Source organism: Microbacterium sp. dk485 (genome assembly GCF_004570445.1).
Lineage (GTDB): Bacteria > Actinomycetota > Actinomycetes > Actinomycetales > Microbacteriaceae > Microbacterium > Microbacterium wangchenii.
The window spans coordinates 464,451-483,902 of sequence record NZ_SPQW01000001.1 but is presented as its reverse complement, the minus strand read 5'-3'; the positions used below and the strand labels follow the sequence as shown (position 1 = coordinate 483,902).

Genomic DNA, 19,452 nt, shown 5'->3' with positions numbered 1-19,452 from the left:
CATGACCGAGGTCGTGCCGGGGCGGCCGGTGGCCCCGGCCGCCGCGGCCTCGGCGGTTCCCGCGGGCGAGGGCCGACAGCGCCGTGGCCGGCGCGGACTGCTGGGGGAGAACCCGCTGGGGATCCTCTTCTCCGCCCCCTACATCGTGTTCGTGGCGGTGGTCTTCGCCTACCCGATCGTCTTCGCGGTGTGGATGTCATTCCAGGACTACTTCTTCGCCGCGCCCGGCGCGGTGGTGGATCGTCCGTTCGTCGGTTTCGCGAACTACGTCACGGCGGTGACCGACCCCGCGGTGTGGCGGTCGTTCCTCAACGTGGGGATCTTCCTTCTCATCAACGTGCCCCTCACGGTGATGCTGTCGCTTCTGCTCGCGACGGCGCTGGACCGCGTGGTCAAGGCGCGCACGTTCTTCCGCGTCAGTTACTACGTGCCGTACGTCAGCGCATCGGTGGCCGTCGTGGCGGTGTGGCTGTTCCTCTTCTCCAACAACGGACTGGTCAACAACGTCCTCGGGCCGCTCGCGCCCGATCCGTCGTGGCTGGTGAACTCCGCCCTGGCGATGCCGACGATCGCACTCTTCGTCACGTGGAAGGGGCTGGGCTTCTACATCCTGCTGTACCTCGCCGCACTGCAGAACGTGTCCAAGGAGCTGTACGAGTCGGTCTCGGTCGACGGCGGCGGCCGCATCCGGCAGTTCTTCTCCGTGACCGTGCCGGGGGTGCGCCCGGCGACGCTGCTGGTGGTGCTGCTGGCCACCATCACGGGCGCCAACCTCTTCACCGAGCCGTATCTGCTCACCGGCGGGGGCGGCCCGAACGGGGCGTCCACCTCGCCCGTCCTGCTGATCTATCAGAAGGGCATCGAGCAGCAGAACCCGGATGTCGCCGCCGCCATCGGCGTGATCCTCATCTTCTTCGTGCTGATCATCGCCGCCGTCCAGCGCCGCTTCGTGGGAGGGGAGGAGCGATGAGACGCGCACTGGGTGGCAAGGTCGCGATGTACGTCGTGCTGTCGCTGGGCGCCGTGGCCTTCCTCTTCCCCTTCTACTACATGGTCATCGGGTCGCTGCAGACGGATGTCGACCCCACGCCCGCCGGGGCCTTCCCCAACCCGGCGAACCTCACGCTGGAGAACTACGTCGCCATCAACGCGCGGATCAACCTGCTTCGTGGTCTGGTGAACTCCGGGATCTTCGCCGGCGGCGTCATCCTCGGCACGGTCGTGTTCGGCGTGCTCGCCGGGTACGCCCTCGCCGTGCTGCAGTGGCGCGGCCGCGGCGCGGTGTTCTCGCTCGCGCTGCTGGTGCAGGTGATCCCGTTCCAGCTGCTCATGATCCCGCTGTACGTCATGATCGCGCGCGACTACGGTCTGTCCGACAGCTACCTCGGGATGATCCTGCCGTTCTTCATCAGCTCCACCGCGGTCGTGATCTTCCGGCAGTACTTCATGCAGCTGCCCCGAGAGCTCTTCGACGCGGCGCGCATCGACGGGGCGGGGGAGTTCCGGCTGCTGTGGAACGTGGCGCTGCCGCTCGTGCGACCGGCGCTGCTCACGGTCGTGCTGCTGACCTTCATCGGGCCGTGGAACGAGTTCCTGTGGCCATTCCTCATCACGAAGGAGGCGTCGATGCAGCCGCTGGCGGTGTCGCTGGCGAACTTCATCTCCAACATCGCCGCCTCCACGTCCAATCCGTTCGGCGCGATGATGGCCGGTGCTGTCGTGCTGGCAGCTCCGGCCGTCGCCCTGTTCCTGGTGTTCCAGCGGTACTTCACCTCGAACGACCTCGGATCGGGGGTGAAGGGATGACCCGTGCCGTGCCCTACCGGCTGACGCGCGCCGGGATCGTGATGACCCCCGACCCCGGCGACCCGAACGAGGCGGAGGGCGTGCTCAACCCCGGCTCGGGCCGCGGACCCGACGGGGAGCTGTACCTCCTGCCGCGCCTGGTCGCCGCCGGCAACGTCTCGCGCGTGGGCCTGGCACGCGTCGTGGTCGAGGGCGGCGTGCCGGTCGGGGTGGTCCGCGAGGGCGTCGTGCTGGCGCCGGACCGCGGCTGGGAGCGGGGCGCCGATCACGCCGGGGTGGAGGATCCGCGCATCACGTGGATCGACGTGCTCGGGCTGCACGTCATGACCTACGTCGCGTTCGGCCCCCTCGGGCCGCGCACGGCGCTCGCGGTGTCGGACGACCTGCGCACGTGGCGGCGGCTCGGACCGGCGCTGTTCCGCTACCAGGACGACCTCGACACCGACCTGAACCTGTTCCACAACAAGGACACCGTGTTCTTCCCCGAGCCCGTCCGCGCCCCCGACGGCACGGAGGCGCTCGCCGTCCTGCACCGGCCGATGTGGGATCTGGGCGAGACGCGCCCGGGACAGGGTGTCCGGCTGCCGGCGGGTGTCGAGGACCCCCGCCAGTCCGTCTGGATCAGCTACGTGCCGCTGGCCGCCGTGCTGGCCGATGTCGGCAACCTCACGCTGTGGGAGCAGCACCGGTTCGTCGCCGGTCCGCAGTTCGCCTTCGAGGAGCTGAAGATCGGCGGCGGGCCGCCCCCGCTGCGCGTCCCGGAGGGCTGGCTCGTGCTGCACCACGGGGTCACCGGCGTCATCGACGACGCGTTCACGCAGCAGCAGAACGTCAACTACGCCGCCGGCGCGCTCCTGCTGGATGCGGCCGACCCGGGCCGCGTCCTCGCGCGCACCACCGAGCCGCTGCTGGCTCCGGAGACGGCCGACGAGCGCAGCGGCATCGTGCCCAACGTCGTCTTCCCCACCGCGATCGAGCAGATCGACGGCCGGCACTTCGTGTTCTACGGCATGGCGGACAGCAAGATCGGCGTCGCGCTGCTGGAACGCTCCGATGCCACCTCATCCCCCTGACCCGGAAGGACACCCCCTCATGCCCGTACGATGGAGTGCGCGCGCGACCGCCGTGATCGGCGCCCTCACGCTCGCCGTTCCGCTGCTCGTCGCAGCCCCCGCCTCGGCCGCCGCCCACACCGCCGCCTCGGTCACCGCGACCACGGCCGGCGCCTCGGTCCCTGCGACCACGGCCGGCGCGGCGCCGCTGGCGAACCTCGCCCACCTCGACTTCCTGCTCGATACGGCCACCCCGCCCGCCGGCGTGGCCGGCCACACGACCTACCGGCTCGCGGAGGAGCCGGAGCTGATCCAGCCGTGGACCTACGCCGACGCGCGTGACGGCGGCACCTTCGAACGCGTCGGCGGCGGACCGCTCGATCCCGCCACCGGCACGTGGGGCCAGGGCGCGTTCAACGCCGACGACACCGCCCGCGCCGCCGTGGTCTACCTGCGCCACTGGCGGCTGACCGGCGCGGATGACAGCCGCCAGACCGCATACGAGCTGCTGCGCTCGCTCACCTACCTGCAGACCGCCGAGGGTCCCAACGCCGGCAACGTGGTGCTGTGGATGCAGCCGGACGGCACCCTGAACCCGTCCGCGGAGCCGGTCGAACTCCCCGACCCCTCCGACAGCGGGCCCAGCTACTGGCTGGCGCGCACGATCTGGGCCCTCGGGGAGGGCTACGCCGCGTTCGCCGACGCCGATCCGGCCTTCGCGGCGTTCCTGGAGGAGCGCCTCGCGCTCTCCCTCACGGCGCTCCAGCGCGATGTGCTGTCGCGCTACGGGCGGTGGTCCACCGCCGACGGCATGCGCGTGCCCACGTGGCTCATCGTCGACGGCGCGGATGCCTCGGCCGAGGCTGTGCTCGGACTGGCCGCGCGCGTCCAGGCCCGACCCGATGACACCGCCGCCGCCACAGCCCTGCGCCAGCTGGCCGAAGGCATCGGTGCGATGGCCTCCGGCACGACGCGCGCGTGGCCGTACCGTGCGATCCTGCCGTGGGCGAAGTCGCCCGCGATCTGGCACGCGTGGGGCTCGCAGATGCCGGCGGCGCTGGCCGCGGCATCCGAGGCCCTCGGCGACCCGGCGCTCGCGGCGCCGGCGATCGCCGACGCCGCCGTGTTCACCCCGACCCTGCTGACCGCCGGCGGTCCCGACAACGGCTGGAACCCCACGCCCACCGACCGCGTGCAGATCGCGTACGGCGCGGACTCGCGCGTGCAGTCCCTGCTGGCCGTGGCGGATGCGACGGGATCGACGGCGTTCACCGAGCTCGCCGGAATCCAGGCGGCATGGTTCTTCGGAGCCAATCATGCCGGCGCGCGCATGTACGACCCGGCGACGGGCGTGACGTTCGACGGCCTGCAGCCCAACGGCGACGTCAACCGCAACAGCGGCGCCGAATCCACCATCCACGGGCTGCTCACGGCCCTCGCCCTCGACGCGCGGCCCGACGTGGCGCAACGGGCCACGTCCGTCACCGAGATCACGGCGCGCGACGGACTGGAATTCGTCGAGGCGGAGAGCACGACCGAGACGAACGGGACGCTGAGCACGCCGGAGTCGTGGACGGGGGAGTCCGGCTGGTCGGGCGACGCGCTGACCCTCACGCGCGGTCAGCGCGCGGTGTTCGACATCGGCACCGACGCCACGCGCCGCTGGGTCGAGCCGGTCGTGTGGTCGTCCCCGGGTCAGCGCACCACGTCGCTGTGGCGCGGCGGCGGGCTGCCGAGCGGACTCCTGCGGCTCACCGGCCCGGAGCAGGGCATCTCGCCCACCCCCGGCGCGCTGCTGCCCCAGTCGCTGCAGGCGCCGGTGCTGGGCGACCGATCCCGCCTGCGTGTCGACGTGCTGTCGGGGGACGTGGTGCTGGACGGGATGATCGTGCGCCCGGTCGTGTCGCGACTCGTGGTGGAGGGGGCCGGTGGCCGCACGGAGCTCGTGCACTCCAGCGCCGCTCTGCCGCAGCCGGCGACCGTGGACGGGGGCGGGATCGTGCGCGTCTACGACGACGACGGCGCCCTCCTGCGCACGCACCCCTACGAGGGCCGGACGACGATCGTCCTCCCGCCGGGGGGACTCGCCATCGCGACGCGCTGACCCGCGGAGCCGCCGCGCCGCCATGTCCGAATTCCGCCAGCCGGTGGGGGCGGGGAGTGGCAGGGTGGAGGCATGGGCACCGGAATGACCTTCGACGAGCGGTATCGCGTCATCCAGTCGCGCGACCGCCGCTTCGACGGTCAGTTCGTCACCGCCGTCCGCACGACCGGCATCTACTGCCGGCCGAGCTGCCCGGCGCGCACCCCGAAGCCCGCGCATGTCACGTTCTTCGCGACGTCGGCCGCCGCGCACGAGGCCGGGTTCCGCGCCTGCCGGCGCTGCCTGCCGGAGGCGGCGCCGGGTTCGCCGGAGTGGAACGTGCGCGGCGACGTCACCGCTCGTGCGATGCGTCTCATCGCCGAGGGGGTCGTCGACCGCGAAGGCGTGCCGGGCCTCGCTCGGCGTCTCGGATACTCCTCGCGGCACCTCACGCGGCTGCTCACGGCGGAGCTCGGCGCAGGCCCGCTCGCCCTCAGTCGCGCGCACCGCGCGCACACCGCGCGCATGCTGCTGGTGGGCACCGATCTGCCCGCCGCCGACGTCGCGTTCTCTGCGGGGTTCTCCAGCGTCCGCCAGTTCAACGAGACCGTCGGGGAGGTGTTCGGCATGCCGCCGCTGCAGCTGCGCGCCCGCCGCCGGTCGACCGACTCTGTGGGCGGGGCGATCGATCTCGTCCTCCCGCACCGCGGTCCGCTGGATGCCGACGGGCTGTTCGCGTGGATGGCGGCGCGCGCCCTGCCCGGCGTCGAGACGGCGGATGCTGCGCACTTCGCCCGCGCGCTGCGCCTTCCCGGCGGCCCGGGCTGGTTCGCGCTGCGGGTCGACGAGGTCGGACGTGTGCGGCTGCGCGCACGCCTGGCCCGCCTGTCCGACCTCTCGACGCTGGTGACCCGGGCCCGTCGGCTGTTCGATCTCGACGCCGACCCGGTCGCGATCGATGACGCGCTCGCGCAGCATCCCGAGCTCGCCCCGCTCGTGGCGAAGACCCCCGGCATCCGGGTTCCGGGAGGGGCCGATCCGCACGAGATGCTCATCCGCGCCATGGTCGGGCAGCAGATCACCGTGGCTGCCGCCCGTACAGCGCTGAGCGCGCTCGCCGACGCCCTGGGTGAGCGGGTCGCCGATGTGGAGGGCACCTCGGTGCTGTTCCCGACGATGGCGGCGATCGCCGAACACGGCTCCGAGGTGCTGCGCGGACCCGCGGCCCGCATCCGCGCGATCACCGGCGCGGCCGCCGCGCTCGCCTCAGGGGATCTCGTCCTCACCAGCGGCGACGACCGTGCCGGGCAGCGCGCGGCGCTGCTCGCGATGCCCGGCATCGGCCCCTGGACGGCGGACTACGTGCGCATGCGCGTGCTGGCAGACCCCGACGTGCTGCTGCCCGGCGACGTCGCCGCCCGCGCGGGCGCCGCCGCCGCGGGGCTCCCCGCCGATCCGGCCGGACTCACGGCGTGGTCGGCGCGGGTCGCACCGTGGCGCACGTACCTCACCGCCCACCTGTGGCGCGCGACGCCGGTCCGCCCGACTCGTGCGCAGAACTCAGGAAGAACCGCCGTCCGGCGGCTCCGGGAGGCGCCGGAGGTGCCGGATCTCCTGAATTCCGAACAACCGTCCCGGCTGCCCGCGTCGGCGGGAGCCGATACCGAGGAGGTCCTCGCATGACCACGACCGCCATCATCCAGACCCTCCAGACCCCCGACGGGGCCTTCACGCTGCTCGCCGACGAGTCCGGTCACGTGCTCGCCTCGGGCTGGACGCCTGACGCCGACGCCGTCGTCGCCCGGCTGCCCGAACTCCGTCGCCCCGCCCGTGTGGTCGAGGGCACGACGGATGCGGCCACCGCCGTCCGCGCCTACTACGACGGGGACGTCGCGGCGATCGACGACGTGCCGGTCCGTCAGTTCGGCACCGTCCTGCAGAACGCCGGCTGGGCGGCCCTCCGCCGCATCCGGCCGGGGGACCCGCTGACCTACACCGGGTTCGCCGCCGCGCTGGGGCAGCCCGCCGCGGTGCGGGCGGCGGCATCCATCTGCGCGCGCAACGCCCCCGCGCTGTTCGTGCCGTGCCACCGGGTCCTGCGCACCGACGGCTCGCTGGGCGGGTTCGCGTGGGGTCTCCCGGTCAAGCGGAGCCTGCTCGCGCGCGAAGCGATCACATGAGCGGAACGGTTGTGCCCAGCAGATTCTCAGGTTAAGCTGGGCGGCTGTCGCGCCGGAGGTGCGGCACGATCTCGCCCCGCCTGAGGAGGTTGCCATGGACACGACCGTTTCCGCTGCACAGCCGGTCGCCCTGCGCATCCGCTTCCGCGGGCGCATGGAGCTGACCGCCGGATGGGCATTCCCCGCAGCATCCGCGGCATAACGCCGCCCGCCTTTCCGTTCCATCCTGTATGTGGCTGACGGCCGCCTCTCGTCGAGCACGCTCGGCCCCCTTTCGACGCCCGGTCCGGCGTCCGGCTCCCACCCTTCGAGGATCATGACCCGCTCTTCCACCCCCGCCCCCTCCACGATCCGCTCTCTCGCGCGGCTCCTGCCCTTCGCCACGCCGGTTCTCGGGCGCCTGTCGCTGGGCGCGGTCAGCGCGCTCCTGGCGAGCCTCCTGGCACTGGGCATCCCGCTCGTGCTCGAGGTCATCGTCGGCGAGAGCGGGCCGATCACCTCCGGTGACCCCGCCCTCATCGCCGTGGGCGCCGGCGCGATCCTCCTGCTCGGACTGCTCGAGGCGCTCCTGGTGTGGGCGCGCCGCTGGTTCGTGCTCGGACCGGCCACGCAGGTCGAGTACGAGCTGCGCACCGAGTTCTACTCACGTCTGCAGCGCCTCCCGGTCTCCTTCCACGATCGCTGGCAGTCGGGGCAGCTGCTCAGCCGCATGATGCAGGACATCTCCGTCATCCGCCGCTGGTTGGCCTTCGGCCTCATCCTGCTGATCGTGAACCTCCTCACGATCCTCGCCGGCTCGGCCATCCTGTTCACGTGGCACTGGGTGCTCGGCGCCATCTTCGTCGTGTGCGCGCTGCCGCTGTGGATCGCCGGCTACCTCTTCGAGAAGCGCTACGGGATGCTGTCGCGCCAGAGCCAGGACCAGGCCGGTGACCTCGCGACCTCCGTCGAGGAGAGCGTCCACGGCATCCGCGTCCTGAAGGCGTTCGGCCGCGGCCGGCATGCCCTGCACAAGTTCGCCCGCCAGGCCGAGACCCTCCGTGAGACCGAGCTGGCCAAGGCCCGCGCCGTCGGCTGGATCTGGTTCTGGCTCGTACTCCTGCCCGACATCGCCTTCGCGGTGTGCCTGGGCGCGGGCATCGTGCTCGTCCAGCTCGGCCAGCTCGAAGTGGCCCAGCTCATCGCGTTCTTCGCGATGGCGACGATCCTGCGGTGGCCGGTGGAGTCCATCGGGTTCCTGTTCTCGTTCCTCGTCGATGCGCGCACCGCCACCGACCGTATCTTCGAGGTGTTCGACGAGCGCAACACCATCACCGATCCGGCGGAGCCCCGCACGATCGCCGAGGTCCGAGGCGAGCTCGCGTTCGAGGACGCGCACTTCCGGTACCAGGATGCGCCGGCCGCCAGTCGCGACCTCCTCGACGGCATCGACCTCGTGCTGCGGCCGGGGGAGACCATGGCGCTCGTGGGCCTCACCGGCTCGGGCAAGACCACCCTCACGACCCTTCCTGGGCGGCTCTACGACGTCACCGGCGGGCGCGTGACCCTCGACGGCGTGGACGTGCGCGACCTGGAGCTGCGGGAGCTGCGGCGGCACGTGGGCATGGCGTTCGAAGACGCCACGCTCTTCTCCGCCTCCGTGCGCGACAACGTGCTCCTCGGGCGCGAGGAGCTCGTACCCGGCTCTCCCGAGGCCGAGGCGGTGCTGCGCGAGGCGCTCGAGGTCGCTCAGGCCGGCTTCGTCCACGATCTGCCGGAGGGCCTGGACACCGTCATCGGCGAGGAGGGGCTGAGCCTGTCCGGCGGGCAGCGTCAGCGGCTGGCGCTGGCCCGTGCCGTCGCCGCGCGGCCCGCCGTGCTCGTGCTGGACGATCCGCTGTCGGCGCTGGATGTGGACACCGAGGCCCTCGTCGAGGAGGCGCTGCGGCGCGTGCTGGCCGACACCACGGCGCTCATCGTGGCGCACCGTCCCTCGACCGTCATGCTCGCCGACCGCGTCGCGCTGCTCCAGGGCGGCCGCATCACCGCGGTCGGCACGCACTCGGACCTGCTGCGCGAGAGCGAGCACTACCGCCACGTCATCTCGAGCCTCGAGGTGGAGGCCCTCCGCAAGGCCGAGACCGGACGCATCCAGACCCAGGAGGAGGTGGCCCGATGAGCGCGACGACCGTCACCGGCACGAGCGGCGAAGACCGCTCCGACTACACGCGCGAGGAGAGCCGCGCCATCCGCCGCCGCTCGCTGCGGCTGCTCGGCTCCCTGGTGTCGCCGCTGAAGTGGCAGCTCGTGCTCGCCGGCGTCGTGCTGATCGTCTCCACCGCGCTGCGCGTGGCGGGGCCCGCCCTCGTCGGCTACGGCATCACCACGGCTCTGCCCGCCGTGGTGGACCGCATGGACTGGATGCCGGCGATCCTCGTCGTCGCCGTCTACCTGGTCACCGGCATCGCGGGGGCGGCGCTCATCGGCTGGTACGCCGTCGTGGCCGCGCGCCTCACGCAGGCGATCATGTTCGACCTGCGCAAGCGCATCTTCCTGCACACGCAGCGGCTGAGCCTGGAGTTCCACGAGTCGTACACGTCGGGGCGCATCATCTCGCGTCAGACCAGCGACCTCGACACGATCCGCGAACTGCTCGACGGTGGGCTGAACGAGCTGGTCTCCGGGCTGCTGTACGGCGGGTTCACCCTCATCGCGCTGCTGCTGCTGGACTGGCAGTCCGGCGTCATCCTCCTGGTCATGGGCGTACCGCTGTTCCTGCTCATGCGGTGGTTCTACCTGCGCTCGCAGGTGGTCTACCGCGAGTCGCGCGTGATCAGCGCGAAGGTGATCGTGAAGTTCGTCGAGACGATGACCGGCATCCGCGCCGTCAAGGCGTTCCGCAAGGAACCGCGCAACGACGAGGAGTTCGGTGCGCTCGCGAGCGACTACCGCGACATCAACATGCGCTCGATCCGCCTGTTCGGCACGTTCGAGCCCGGCCTGATGGCCGTCGCATCGGTGACCCTCGGCGTCGTCGTGCTGTGGGGCGGGCTGCGTGTGCTCGACGGCGCGCTGGCGCTCGGATTCCTGCTGTCGGCCGTGCTGTACGTGCGCAACTTCTTCGCGCCCATGCAGGAGGTGGCGTTCTTCCTGAACTCCTACCAGTCGGCCACCGCGGCGCTGGAGAAGGTCTCCGGCGTGCTCGAGGAGCAGCCGACCGTGCCCGACCCGACGTCGCCGATCGACCTGTGGAAGGCGCGCGGACACGTCCGGTTCGAAGACGTCGTGTTCGGTTACTCCGGCGACCGCGTCATCCTGCCCGACTTCTCCCTCGACATCCCGGCCGGGCAGACGATCGCGCTCGTCGGCACGACGGGCGCGGGCAAGTCGACGCTCGCCAAGCTCGTCGCGCGCTTCTACGACCCCACGTCGGGACGCGTGACGCTGGATGGCGTGGACCTGCGGGCGCTGCATCCGAAGGACCTGCGCCGCGCGATCGTGATGGTCACCCAGGAGGCGTACCTGTTCAGCGGCACGGTCGCCGACAACATCGCCCTCGGCAAGCCCGACGCGACGCTGGAGGAGATCAAGGCCGCGGCCCGCGCAGTCGGCGCGCACGAGTTCATCGAGGCGCTGCCCGACGGGTACGGCACCGACGTCAACAAGCGCGGTGGGCGCGTGTCGGCGGGGCAGCGGCAGCTGATCTCGTTCGCGCGGGCGTTCCTCGCCGACCCGGCCGTGCTGATCCTCGACGAGGCGACTGCGTCGCTGGACATCCCGAGCGAGCGCCTCATCCAGGACGCCCTGCAGACGCTGCTGTCCGACCGCACCGCGATCATCATCGCCCACCGTCTGTCGACGGTCGCGATCGCCGACCGCGTGCTCGTGATGGAGCACGGTCGCATCATCGAGGACGACGAGCCCGACACGCTCATCGCGGGCACCGGTCGCTTCGCGCAGCTGCACGCCGCGTGGCGCGAGTCTCTCGTCTGACCCACGCCCCCCGCGTCACGTGCGGTTTGCGCCGCACGAAGGTCGGAGGATCGCACCTCGGTCGGACGATGCGCCCGGCATCCTCCGACCTTCGTGCGATCCTCCGACGCGGCGGCGGGCGATCAGGCGGCCAGGTGGGCGCCGGCGGCGATGGCGCGGGCGACCGTGCGCGCCACCGCGGGCCAGTCGTGCATGATCTGGGCGTACGTGAAGCGCAGCACGGTGTAGCCGCGCAGGCGCAGCTCGGCATCATGCGCGACGTCGCGCGTGCGGTCGGCCGAGCTGGAGTGGAAGCGATGCCCGTCCACCTGCACCACGAGCCGCTCGCCGATGAGGACATCGACCGGACGCCCCGCGAGGACCACCTGCTGGCGGAACAGGACGCCCCACGGGCTCAGCCGGTACGTGAAGAAGGTCTCCAGCCCGGAGTCCGACAGGCCCGTGACGCGGCTCGCGCACCACGCCGCATCCCGCGTGCTCCAGCGCACGCGGGCGAGGGCCTCCACGTGCAGCTTCTCGATCCGCACCGCCGATTCCCACACGGCCAGGGCATCAGCACGGGGAAGGCAGGATGCCACGTGGGCGAGGGCGTCCTCCACCGACTCCTCCAGGGCGTAGGCCGACACCGGTTCGATGGGCGCCGCCCAGTGCACCACGCCGTCGAATCCGCTGAGGCCGTCGGACCTGGCGTGGGGACGCAGGGCCAGGTGCATCCTTCCGGCCGCGTCGTCGGTCAGCCACCAGCCCCGGCGCCGGGCGACCGAGACGCACGCGATCCGTCCACCCATCCGAGCCGCCGTCAGCTCAGCCGGCGGCGCCTCGGGCAGGGCGAGCCACACGCGTCGCACGCGGGTGATGCCGGTGTGCGGGCCCACCGCGGCGCGCAGCCGGGCGGGGGAGAATCCCGCATCCAGCGCCGTCTCGCGGTGCGCGATGCCGCCCTGCCCGCGCAGCCACGCCGCCAGATCCTGCATGGCCCCATCGTCGCCGCAACGACGTCCGGTCCGCCGCATCCGGCGGCATCCTGGGGATGAGCGCGTCCCGGCGCACCTTGGGGAGGAGACATGATGCCGCGCGAGCGTCGGAGAATCGCACCAAGGTCGGGCGATGCACGCCGGATGCTCCGACCTCGGCGCGATTCTCCGACCGCGGTGGCGCGGACGGGGCGGAGGGAGGCCGGGCGGGGGGTTAGAGGCGGATCTCGGCGATGACCTCGCCGTACTCCGTTTCGCCCGTGGGGGTGAAGCCCACGGCGCGGAAGAACGCCTCCGGGCCGGCCTCGCCGGGCTCGTAGATGACGTCGACATGGTCCATACCGCGGTTGCGGGCCTCGGCGAGCAGGCTCTCCACCGCGAAGCGGCCGATGCCCCGGCCCTGGTCGTCGGCGTCGACGTTGATGCGCCACAGCACGGAGCGGAAGTGCTCCTGCGGGGCATCCGGGTCGAAGTTCGCGCTGACGAAGCCCACGACCTCATCGCCGTCGAGGATGACGCGCTGCCACGAGGTCTGCGGATTCACCACGGTCGCGGCGATGCCGTAGCTCAGCGGTGCGAGGAACTGTTCCTGCCCCGGCTTGAGCGACAGGGTGTTCACGGCGACGATCGTCGCGGCGGACAGTTCTTCGAGGCGGAGGGCGGCCATAGGCACAGGCTAGCCGGGAAGCGCGCGCGGAGGAAAGCGCGTTACTCCGCGCGGCAGAAGTATCTCGACGTCAAGATATCTTGCCGTCGTGCGATAGGCTGAGCGCAACCCCGCGACGCCCCATTGGAGAGACGACACGTGCCCGACTCCACCATCATCTACACCCACACCGACGAGGCTCCGGCCCTGGCGACCGCTTCGTTCCTGCCCATCGTGCAGGCCGTGACGCGGCAGGCGGGAGTCGACGTGGAAACGCGCGACATCTCCCTCGCCGGCCGCATCCTCGCCGCCTTCCCGCAGCGCCTCGCGCCCGAGCAGCAGGTCGGTGACGCCCTCGCCGAACTGGGCGGCCTGGCCACCCTGCCCGAGGCGAACATCATCAAGCTGCCCAACATCTCCGCCTCGATCCCCCAGCTGAAGGCCGCGATCGCCGAACTGCAGGCGCAGGGCTACGACATCCCCGACTACCCGGATGAGCCGGCCTCGGCCGAGGACAAGGACATCCGCGCGCGGTACGACCGCATCAAGGGCTCCGCGGTGAACCCGGTGCTGCGCGAGGGCAACAGCGACCGCCGCGCGCCGCTGTCGGTGAAGAACTACGCCCGCAAGCACCCGCACCGCAACAAGGCGTTCCCCGAAGGCTCGAAGACCCGCGTCGCCACGCTCGGGCACGACGACTTCCGTTCCAACGAGAAGTCGGTCGTGATCGCCGGCGACGACGTCCTCAGCATCCAGCACGTCGCCGCCGACGGCACCGTCACGGTCCTGAAGGAGAACCTGAAGGTGCTTCCCGGCGAGATCGTGGATGCCACGTTCCTGTCCGCGAAGGCGCTGGATGCGTTCCTCGCCGACACGCTCGAGCAGGCCAAGGCCGACGACGTCCTGTACTCGGTGCACCTGAAGGCCACGATGATGAAGGTCAGCGACCCGATCATCTTCGGTCACGTCGTCCGGGCGTTCTTCTCCGACGTGTTCGACCGCTACGGAGACGCCATCGCGGCGGCCGGCCTCACGGCGAACGACGGCCTCGGCGCGATCCTGTCGGGTCTGTCGTCGGTCGAGGGCGGCGACGAGATCGCCGCGGCGATCACCGCCGACATCGAGCGCGGTCCGCGGCTGTCCTACGTCAACTCCGACAAGGGCATCACGAACCTGCACGTCCCCTCCGATGTCATCGTCGACGCCTCGATGCCGGCCCTCATCCGCAACGGCGGCAAACTGTGGGGCGCCGACGGCGGCGAGGACGACACCCTCGCGGTCATCCCGGACTCGTCCTACGCGGGCGTGTACCAGGCGGTCATCGACGACGTGAACGCGCACGGCCCGCTGGACCCCGCGACCATCGGCACCGTCCCCAACGTCGGCCTCATGGCGCAGGCGGCGGAGGAGTACGGCAGCCACGACAAGACGTTCGAGATCTCCGCCCCCGGCGTGGTCCAGGTGCGCGACTCCGCCGGGAACGTGCTCATCGAGCACGCGGTGGAGCCGGGCGACATCTGGCGTGCGACGCAGACCAAGGACGTGCCGGTGCGCGACTGGGTCAAGCTCGCCGTGTCCCGCGCGCGGGCCACGGGTTCGCCCGCGGTGTTCTGGCTCGACGCCTCCCGCGCGCACGACGCGCAGCTCATCGAGAAGGTCACGGCGACCCTCGCCGAGCACGACACCGAGGGCCTCACGATCGAGATCCTTCCGCCGGTGGACGCCACCCGCTATTCGCTGGAGCGCATGCGCCGCGGCGAGGACACCATCTCGGTGACCGGCAACGTGCTGCGCGACTACCTCACCGATCTGTTCCCGATCCTCGAGGTCGGCACGAGCGCCAAGATGCTCTCCATCGTTCCGCTGCTGGCCGGCGGCGGGCTGTTCGAGACGGGGGCGGGTGGCTCCGCGCCGAAGCACGTGCAGCAGCTCGTGGCCGAGGACTACCTGCGATGGGACTCGCTGGGGGAGTTCTTCGCCCTCGCCGCGTCACTGGAGCACCTGGCCACCACCACCGGCAACGCCAAGGCGCAGGTCCTGGCCGACACGCTTGATGCGGCGACGGGCACGTTCCTGGAGAACGACAAGTCGCCCGGGCGTGCGCTGGGCACGATCGACAACCGCGGCAGTCACTTCTACCTCGCCCTGTACTGGGCGCAGGAGCTGGCCCGCCAGACGGCGGACGCCGACCTCGCGGCCGTCTTCGGCCCGGTGGCGGAGTCCCTCGCCGCGAACGAGCAGAAGATCGTCGACGAGCTCCTCGCCGTGCAGGGCTCGCCGGTCGACATCGGCGGCTACTACCACCCCGACGCCGACAAGGTCGTCTCGGTCATGCGCCCGTCCGCGACTCTCAACGAGATCGTCGACGCGATCGCCTGAGCCGGTACGACGAAGAGCGGATGCCCCGGGGCATCCGCTCTTCGCGTTCGTCAGGAGAGGCGCTCGGCCAGCCACGCCACCTGGCGGGTGAGCTGGTACGCCTGACCGCCCTCGTGGTCGTTGTGCGGGAACACGTCGATCTCGCGGGGTCCGGTGTAGGCGTTGTACGCCGCGAAGACCGTCGAGGGCGGGCACGTCTGATCCAGCAGGGCCGTGGAGAAGAGTGCGGGCGCGTCGGCGCGCCGGGCGAAGTTCACCCCGTCGAGGTAGGACAGGGTGCGGAACACGGTCGCTTCCGCCCCCCGGTGCACCGCCAGGTACCGCACGACCTCGTGGTACGGGTCGCGATCGGTGAGCCCCACGGCCCGCTCGAAGTGGCACAGGAACGGGACATCCGGCATGACCCCCACGAGACCCGTGCACAGCCCTGCCGCGGCCAGCGCGATGCCGCCGCCCTGACTGCCGCCGGTCACGGCGATGCGGTCGGGATCGGCACCGGGCAGGAGACGGGCGGCGTCGACCGCGCGCACCGCGTCGGTGAAGACGCGGCGGTAGTAGTGGTCGATGGGGTCGTCGATGCCCCGGGTGAGGTATCCGGGGGTGGCGGGGCCCGCGCCGTGCGGATCGGCCGTGTCCCCGCCGCTGCCCCAGCCTGACCCCTGGCCGCGCGTGTCCATGACGAGGTGGCCGTAGCCGGCGGCCGACCACGCGAGGCGGTCGACGGGCAGCCCGCGGCCGCCGCCGTAGCCGAGGAACTCCACGACCACCGGAAGCGGCTCGGCCCGGCCGGCGGGGCGCAGGTACCACGCCTTGACGGGGTCGCCCGCGAAGCCGGGGAACGTCACGTCCCATACGTCCACCGTGCGCAGCATCGTGGCCGCGCGGACCACGATGACCTCGCCCCCGGCGGCCCGGGATTCGGCGAGCGTCCGGCCCCAGAAGGCGTCGAAGTCGTCGGGCTCGGCGACCTCCGGCCGGTACTGCTCCAGTTCGCTCAGCGGCAGGTCGAATCGCGGCATCCCGCCACGATAGCGCGCTGCAAGCGGGTCAGTAGTGAACCGAGACCTGCGTGCCCTGAGGGGCCCAGTCGTAGATGAACTTCGCGGCGCTGACCGGGAGATTCACGCAGCCGTGGCTCATCACGTTGCCGAAGTTGTTGTGCCAGTACGCACCGTGGAAGGCCTGATCGCCGTTGAAGTACGACACCCACGGCACGTTCTCGGTGCAGTAGGGGGCGCCGGGGAAGCAACCCATGTCCTGCATCGGCGTCTTCCAGCCGATGCGGAAGCTGCCGGGAAGCGTGGGGGAGCCGGGCAGGCCCGACGACATCGACCACGACTGCACGACCTGGTCGTTCTCGAAGAGGGTCGTGCGCTGCGCGCTGAGGTTCACGTCGATGCGGCGGACGAGCGCCGTCGTGGCGAACTCGGTCTCGGTGACGGTGAGGGGGAAGACGGCCTGGCCCTCGTTGAGCATGCCGGCGAACTGCTCGGCGATCCCGTCGGTGCTTCCCAGGGCACGGCCGGTCACGCCGGCGGTCTGCTCGCGCAGGACCTCGCCGGCGGTGTCGGTGATGACGGTCGCGTTGACCGGCTCGCGGTTGACGGCGGCCGGCAGCGCGTCGACGACGGGCTGGATCGCGGCAGGGTCGGCGGCGATGGCGAAGGCGCCGTCTTCGGCGGTGACGCTCAGCCACGACGCGGCGACCGCGCGGTCGACCGGGACCGTGCGTTCCTCGCCGACGTAGAAGCCGACGACATCGAGCATGCCGTTGAGGCTCGTCGCGATCGCGGTGGCCTCCTCCGTGGTGGCGGCCGCTTCCACGGGGGCGATGGCGGCCTCGAGCGAAGTCGTGGTGGCGCCGGAGTCGAATGCTCCCTGCAGACCCTCCTGGACGGCGGTCAGGTCGATGCCTTCGCCGGTCTGCGCCTCGGTCACGACGTAGCTCGCCGACGCCGGATCGAACGACACCGCAGCATCCACGGGGTCGACGTAGAGGTCGCCGGCGACGGCGCGCAGCGCCTCGGTCGCGCGGGACTCGTCCAGCGTCACGGGCACGTCGATGCCGGCAGGGAACCACGTGGTCGGATTCCACAGGGGGTGCTCGGAGAAGGCGGCCTCCGCGGCGGCGGTGGCGTCCACAGTCGCCCCCAGGTCGGCGCCGGTGACCTGGAACTCCCCCGCGGGACCCTCCAGCACGAGGGTCGTCTCGGCCAGGCGTTCGGAGATGGCGTCGGCGGCGGCGCCGGCGGTGAAGCCGCCCACGTTCACGCCGGCCACGGTCGTGCCGGGGGCGATGAGGACGAGGGATGCGGCCACGAGCGCGACGGCGGTGGCACCGGCCGGGAGGCCGATCCACAGGAGCGCACGCTTCTTGGGCGCAGCCGGTTCGGCCGGGGCCCACTGGTACTCGGAAGCGTCACCGTCGCCGGTCGAGGAGGCGGCGTCGTGCGCGCGCTCTTCGTCGGCGTCGGGTCTCGTGGCGAGATCCGTCATGTCGTGGCACCCCTTCTCGTCATTCCATGGTAAGGGAGCGGCCCGTTCGGGGACGCAACATTCCGGTCACGGTCATCCCGTTTCGCACAGTTCCTGGTATGCGGCGGCCGACTCCTGGAACCGAGCGCTCAGCGCGGAGATATCGCCCGCGCGGGAGACGTCGCCCTCCGCCATGGCGGCCATCGCCTCCGCCGCCTGCGCGAACATGTCCCGCAGGGGCGGGAGGAGTGCTCCGACGTCGTCGTTCGTGACCTGTGCGGAGATCGTCCCGAGCTCGGCGGAGGCGGACTCCAGTGCGGTGACGACGGATGCCGGGTCGGACGGGTCGGCGGAGGCGAACGTGGCGGTGGCGCCGTCGATGGACTCCTGGACGATGGCGCACGCGTCGGACGTCGACTGACCTTCGTTGCCGGCGGCGTCGGCGGCGGGCGTGGATGCCGCGGGGGAGTCGTCGGCGGCCGGCGCCGTGCATCCGGCGAGCGCCGCGGTCAGGGCGATCGCCACCGCGAGGGGGAGCGCGCGGAGGGCAGGGCGACGGCGCATGGGGTCTCCTCGGTCCAGGAGTGCACCACCCTAGGCGTGACGGCGGGCGGGCGGCCGGCGTTGGTGATAACGACTGGGTAAATCCGCGCTCGCGCGTGACGAAAGTCCTTGCGCCAGGGTTAGTTCGTAAGGTCTACTAACAAACATGACCATCCCGGGTGCCGCCGTCCGTCCGTTCGGAGCGGGGCGCGCCCTGCGTCCCCGGGCGAAGGTGCTGCCCGAGCAGGCCCGCGCGCACAACCGGTCGCTCGTGCTGCAGACGCTCTTCTCCGATGGGGCGATGTCCCGCGCCGACCTGGCGCGGGAGACCGGGCTCACGCGCGTGACGATCTCCGACCTCGTGGCCGCGCTGATGGCCGAGGGCTACGTCACCGAGATCGGCATGCGCGAAAGCGCCCGTCCCGGCAAACCGGGCATGCTCGTCGACGTGGACCGCGCCGGCCACCGCATCGTCGGCATCGACCTCTCCGGCAGCACCGCGATCCTCGGCGCCGTCCTCACCCTCGGCGGGGAGATCGTCGCGCGGCGCGAGGTGCCCGTCCCCGGTGCGGACGCGGATGTCGTGGAGGTCGTCACCGGCCTTGCGCGGGAACTGATCGCCGACTCCCACGCGCCCGTCCTCGGGGTGGGGGTGGGCTCGCCCGGCGTCGTCGACGACGCCGGCGTCGTGCTGACCGCTCCCAATTTCGGCTGGGAGCGGATGGACCTGCAGCAGCGCCTGACGGGCGCGCTGGGTCTTCCCGTTCTGGTGGCCAACGACGCCAATGCCGCGGTGCTGGCCGAATACACCTTCGGCGGCGCGCACGACGACGTGCTGCTGGTGAAGGTGGGGCGCGGCGTGGGCTCGGGCCTCCTCGCCGGCGGCAGGCCCCTGCGCGGCGGACGCTTCGCCGCGGGGGAGATCGGCCACGTCACGGTCGGCACCGACGGCGGGCCCCGCTGCGTGTGCGGGAAGCTCGGATGCCTCGAGGCGTGGCTGTCGGTGCCCGCCCTGTCGGCGCGGCTGGAGTCGGCGCAGGGCTCCGCGCGCGAGGGCGTCCTGCGTGACGCCGGCGAGCGCCTGGGCATCGCACTCGCGCCGGTCGTGGGAGCACTCGACCTGTCGGAGATCGTGCTCTCGGGGCCGGTCGAGCTCCTCGCCGGTCCCCTCGCCGAATCGGCCGCATCGACCCTCCGCGGGCGCACGCTCGCGCAGTTCCACGACGGCGTGCGGGTGCGGATGACCGCGCACGGCGACGACATCGTCCTGCGCGGGGCAGCCGTCATGGTCCTCTCCGCGCGCCTCGGCGTCTCCTGAACTCACCCGACCACTCCCACCGTG

15 protein-coding genes are annotated in these 19,452 nt (G+C 71.7%); 10 read left to right on the top strand and 5 right to left on the bottom strand.

The window, feature by feature from the left end; all coding sequences use genetic code 11:
• Window position 1 precedes the first annotated feature (1 nt).
• From E4V99_RS02260 to E4V99_RS02225, 8 genes are all read left to right on the top strand, one after another.
• Window positions 2-970: a sugar ABC transporter permease gene (locus E4V99_RS02260; RefSeq protein ID WP_135116317.1), complete on the top strand. Its 969-nt coding sequence runs from the start codon at window positions 2-4 to the stop codon at window positions 968-970.
• Entirely contained in the window at window positions 967-1,806 is an 840-nt protein-coding gene (locus E4V99_RS02255) for a carbohydrate ABC transporter permease (RefSeq protein WP_135063885.1), read from the top strand. Before E4V99_RS02260 ends, E4V99_RS02255 begins: the two co-directional genes overlap by 4 nt.
• On the top strand, window positions 1,803-2,879 hold the full coding sequence (locus E4V99_RS02250; RefSeq protein ID WP_135116316.1) for a glycosidase: 1,077 nt from the start codon (window positions 1,803-1,805) through the stop codon (window positions 2,877-2,879). Before E4V99_RS02255 ends, E4V99_RS02250 begins: the two co-directional genes overlap by 4 nt.
• Before the next feature lie 19 nt (window positions 2,880-2,898).
• Complete coding sequence (locus tag E4V99_RS02245; protein ID WP_135116315.1) at window positions 2,899-4,962, top strand: hypothetical protein; 2,064 nt, start codon at window positions 2,899-2,901, stop codon at window positions 4,960-4,962.
• Between the two features lie 72 nt (window positions 4,963-5,034).
• Complete coding sequence (locus E4V99_RS02240; protein ID WP_135116314.1) at window positions 5,035-6,624, top strand: AlkA N-terminal domain-containing protein; 1,590 nt, start codon at window positions 5,035-5,037, stop codon at window positions 6,622-6,624.
• A complete protein-coding gene (locus E4V99_RS02235; protein ID WP_135116313.1) occupies window positions 6,621-7,121 on the top strand; it encodes a methylated-DNA--[protein]-cysteine S-methyltransferase in 501 nt (166 codons plus the stop codon). Before E4V99_RS02240 ends, E4V99_RS02235 begins: the two co-directional genes overlap by 4 nt.
• Window positions 7,122-7,437: 316 nt before the next feature.
• Window positions 7,438-9,279 (top strand): ABC transporter ATP-binding protein, encoded by a 1,842-nt coding sequence (locus tag E4V99_RS02230; protein ID WP_135063900.1) that lies wholly within the window; start codon window positions 7,438-7,440, stop codon window positions 9,277-9,279.
• Window positions 9,276-11,093: an ABC transporter ATP-binding protein gene (locus tag E4V99_RS02225; RefSeq protein WP_135063903.1), complete on the top strand. Its 1,818-nt coding sequence runs from the start codon at window positions 9,276-9,278 to the stop codon at window positions 11,091-11,093. Before E4V99_RS02230 ends, E4V99_RS02225 begins: the two co-directional genes overlap by 4 nt.
• Window positions 11,094-11,215: 122 nt before the next feature.
• Here E4V99_RS02225 and E4V99_RS02220 read toward each other — a convergent pair whose 3' ends face one another.
• Together E4V99_RS02220 and E4V99_RS02215 are read right to left on the bottom strand one after the other, a co-directional pair.
• The gene (locus E4V99_RS02220) at window positions 11,216-12,067 is read right to left on the bottom strand and encodes a DUF559 domain-containing protein (protein ID WP_135116312.1); all 852 of its coding nucleotides are present in this window, start codon (window positions 12,065-12,067) and stop codon (window positions 11,216-11,218) included.
• Window positions 12,068-12,281: 214 nt separating this feature from the next.
• Window positions 12,282-12,734 carry a GNAT family N-acetyltransferase gene (locus E4V99_RS02215; RefSeq protein WP_135063909.1) on the bottom strand — a complete coding sequence of 151 codons (453 nt, stop codon included), beginning with the start codon at window positions 12,732-12,734 and terminating at the stop codon, window positions 12,282-12,284.
• Window positions 12,735-12,872: 138 nt separating this feature from the next.
• On the opposite strand from E4V99_RS02215, the gene E4V99_RS02210 reads away from it, so the two are divergent.
• Window positions 12,873-15,092, top strand: coding sequence for an NADP-dependent isocitrate dehydrogenase (locus E4V99_RS02210; protein ID WP_135116311.1), 2,220 nt, complete (start codon window positions 12,873-12,875; stop codon window positions 15,090-15,092).
• Between the two features lie 50 nt (window positions 15,093-15,142).
• Here E4V99_RS02210 and E4V99_RS02205 read toward each other — a convergent pair whose 3' ends face one another.
• The 3 genes from E4V99_RS02205 to E4V99_RS02195 all read right to left on the bottom strand — a co-directional run bounded on the left by E4V99_RS02205 (window position 15,143) and on the right by E4V99_RS02195 (window position 18,131).
• Window positions 15,143-16,111: an acetylxylan esterase gene (locus E4V99_RS02205; RefSeq protein WP_135116310.1), complete on the bottom strand. Its 969-nt coding sequence runs from the start codon at window positions 16,109-16,111 to the stop codon at window positions 15,143-15,145.
• Between the two features lie 28 nt (window positions 16,112-16,139).
• Window positions 16,140-17,588, bottom strand: a complete 1,449-nt coding sequence (locus E4V99_RS02200; RefSeq protein ID WP_135116309.1) for a L,D-transpeptidase family protein — start codon at window positions 17,586-17,588, stop codon at window positions 16,140-16,142.
• Between the two features lie 72 nt (window positions 17,589-17,660).
• The gene (locus E4V99_RS02195) at window positions 17,661-18,131 is read right to left on the bottom strand and encodes a hypothetical protein (RefSeq protein WP_135116308.1); all 471 of its coding nucleotides are present in this window, start codon (window positions 18,129-18,131) and stop codon (window positions 17,661-17,663) included.
• Between the two features lie 145 nt (window positions 18,132-18,276).
• Here E4V99_RS02195 and E4V99_RS02190 point away from each other — a divergent pair, with 145 nt between their 5' ends.
• Window positions 18,277-19,428, top strand: coding sequence for an ROK family transcriptional regulator (locus E4V99_RS02190; protein ID WP_135063924.1), 1,152 nt, complete (start codon window positions 18,277-18,279; stop codon window positions 19,426-19,428).
• The last annotated feature ends 24 nt before the right edge of the window (window positions 19,429-19,452 follow it).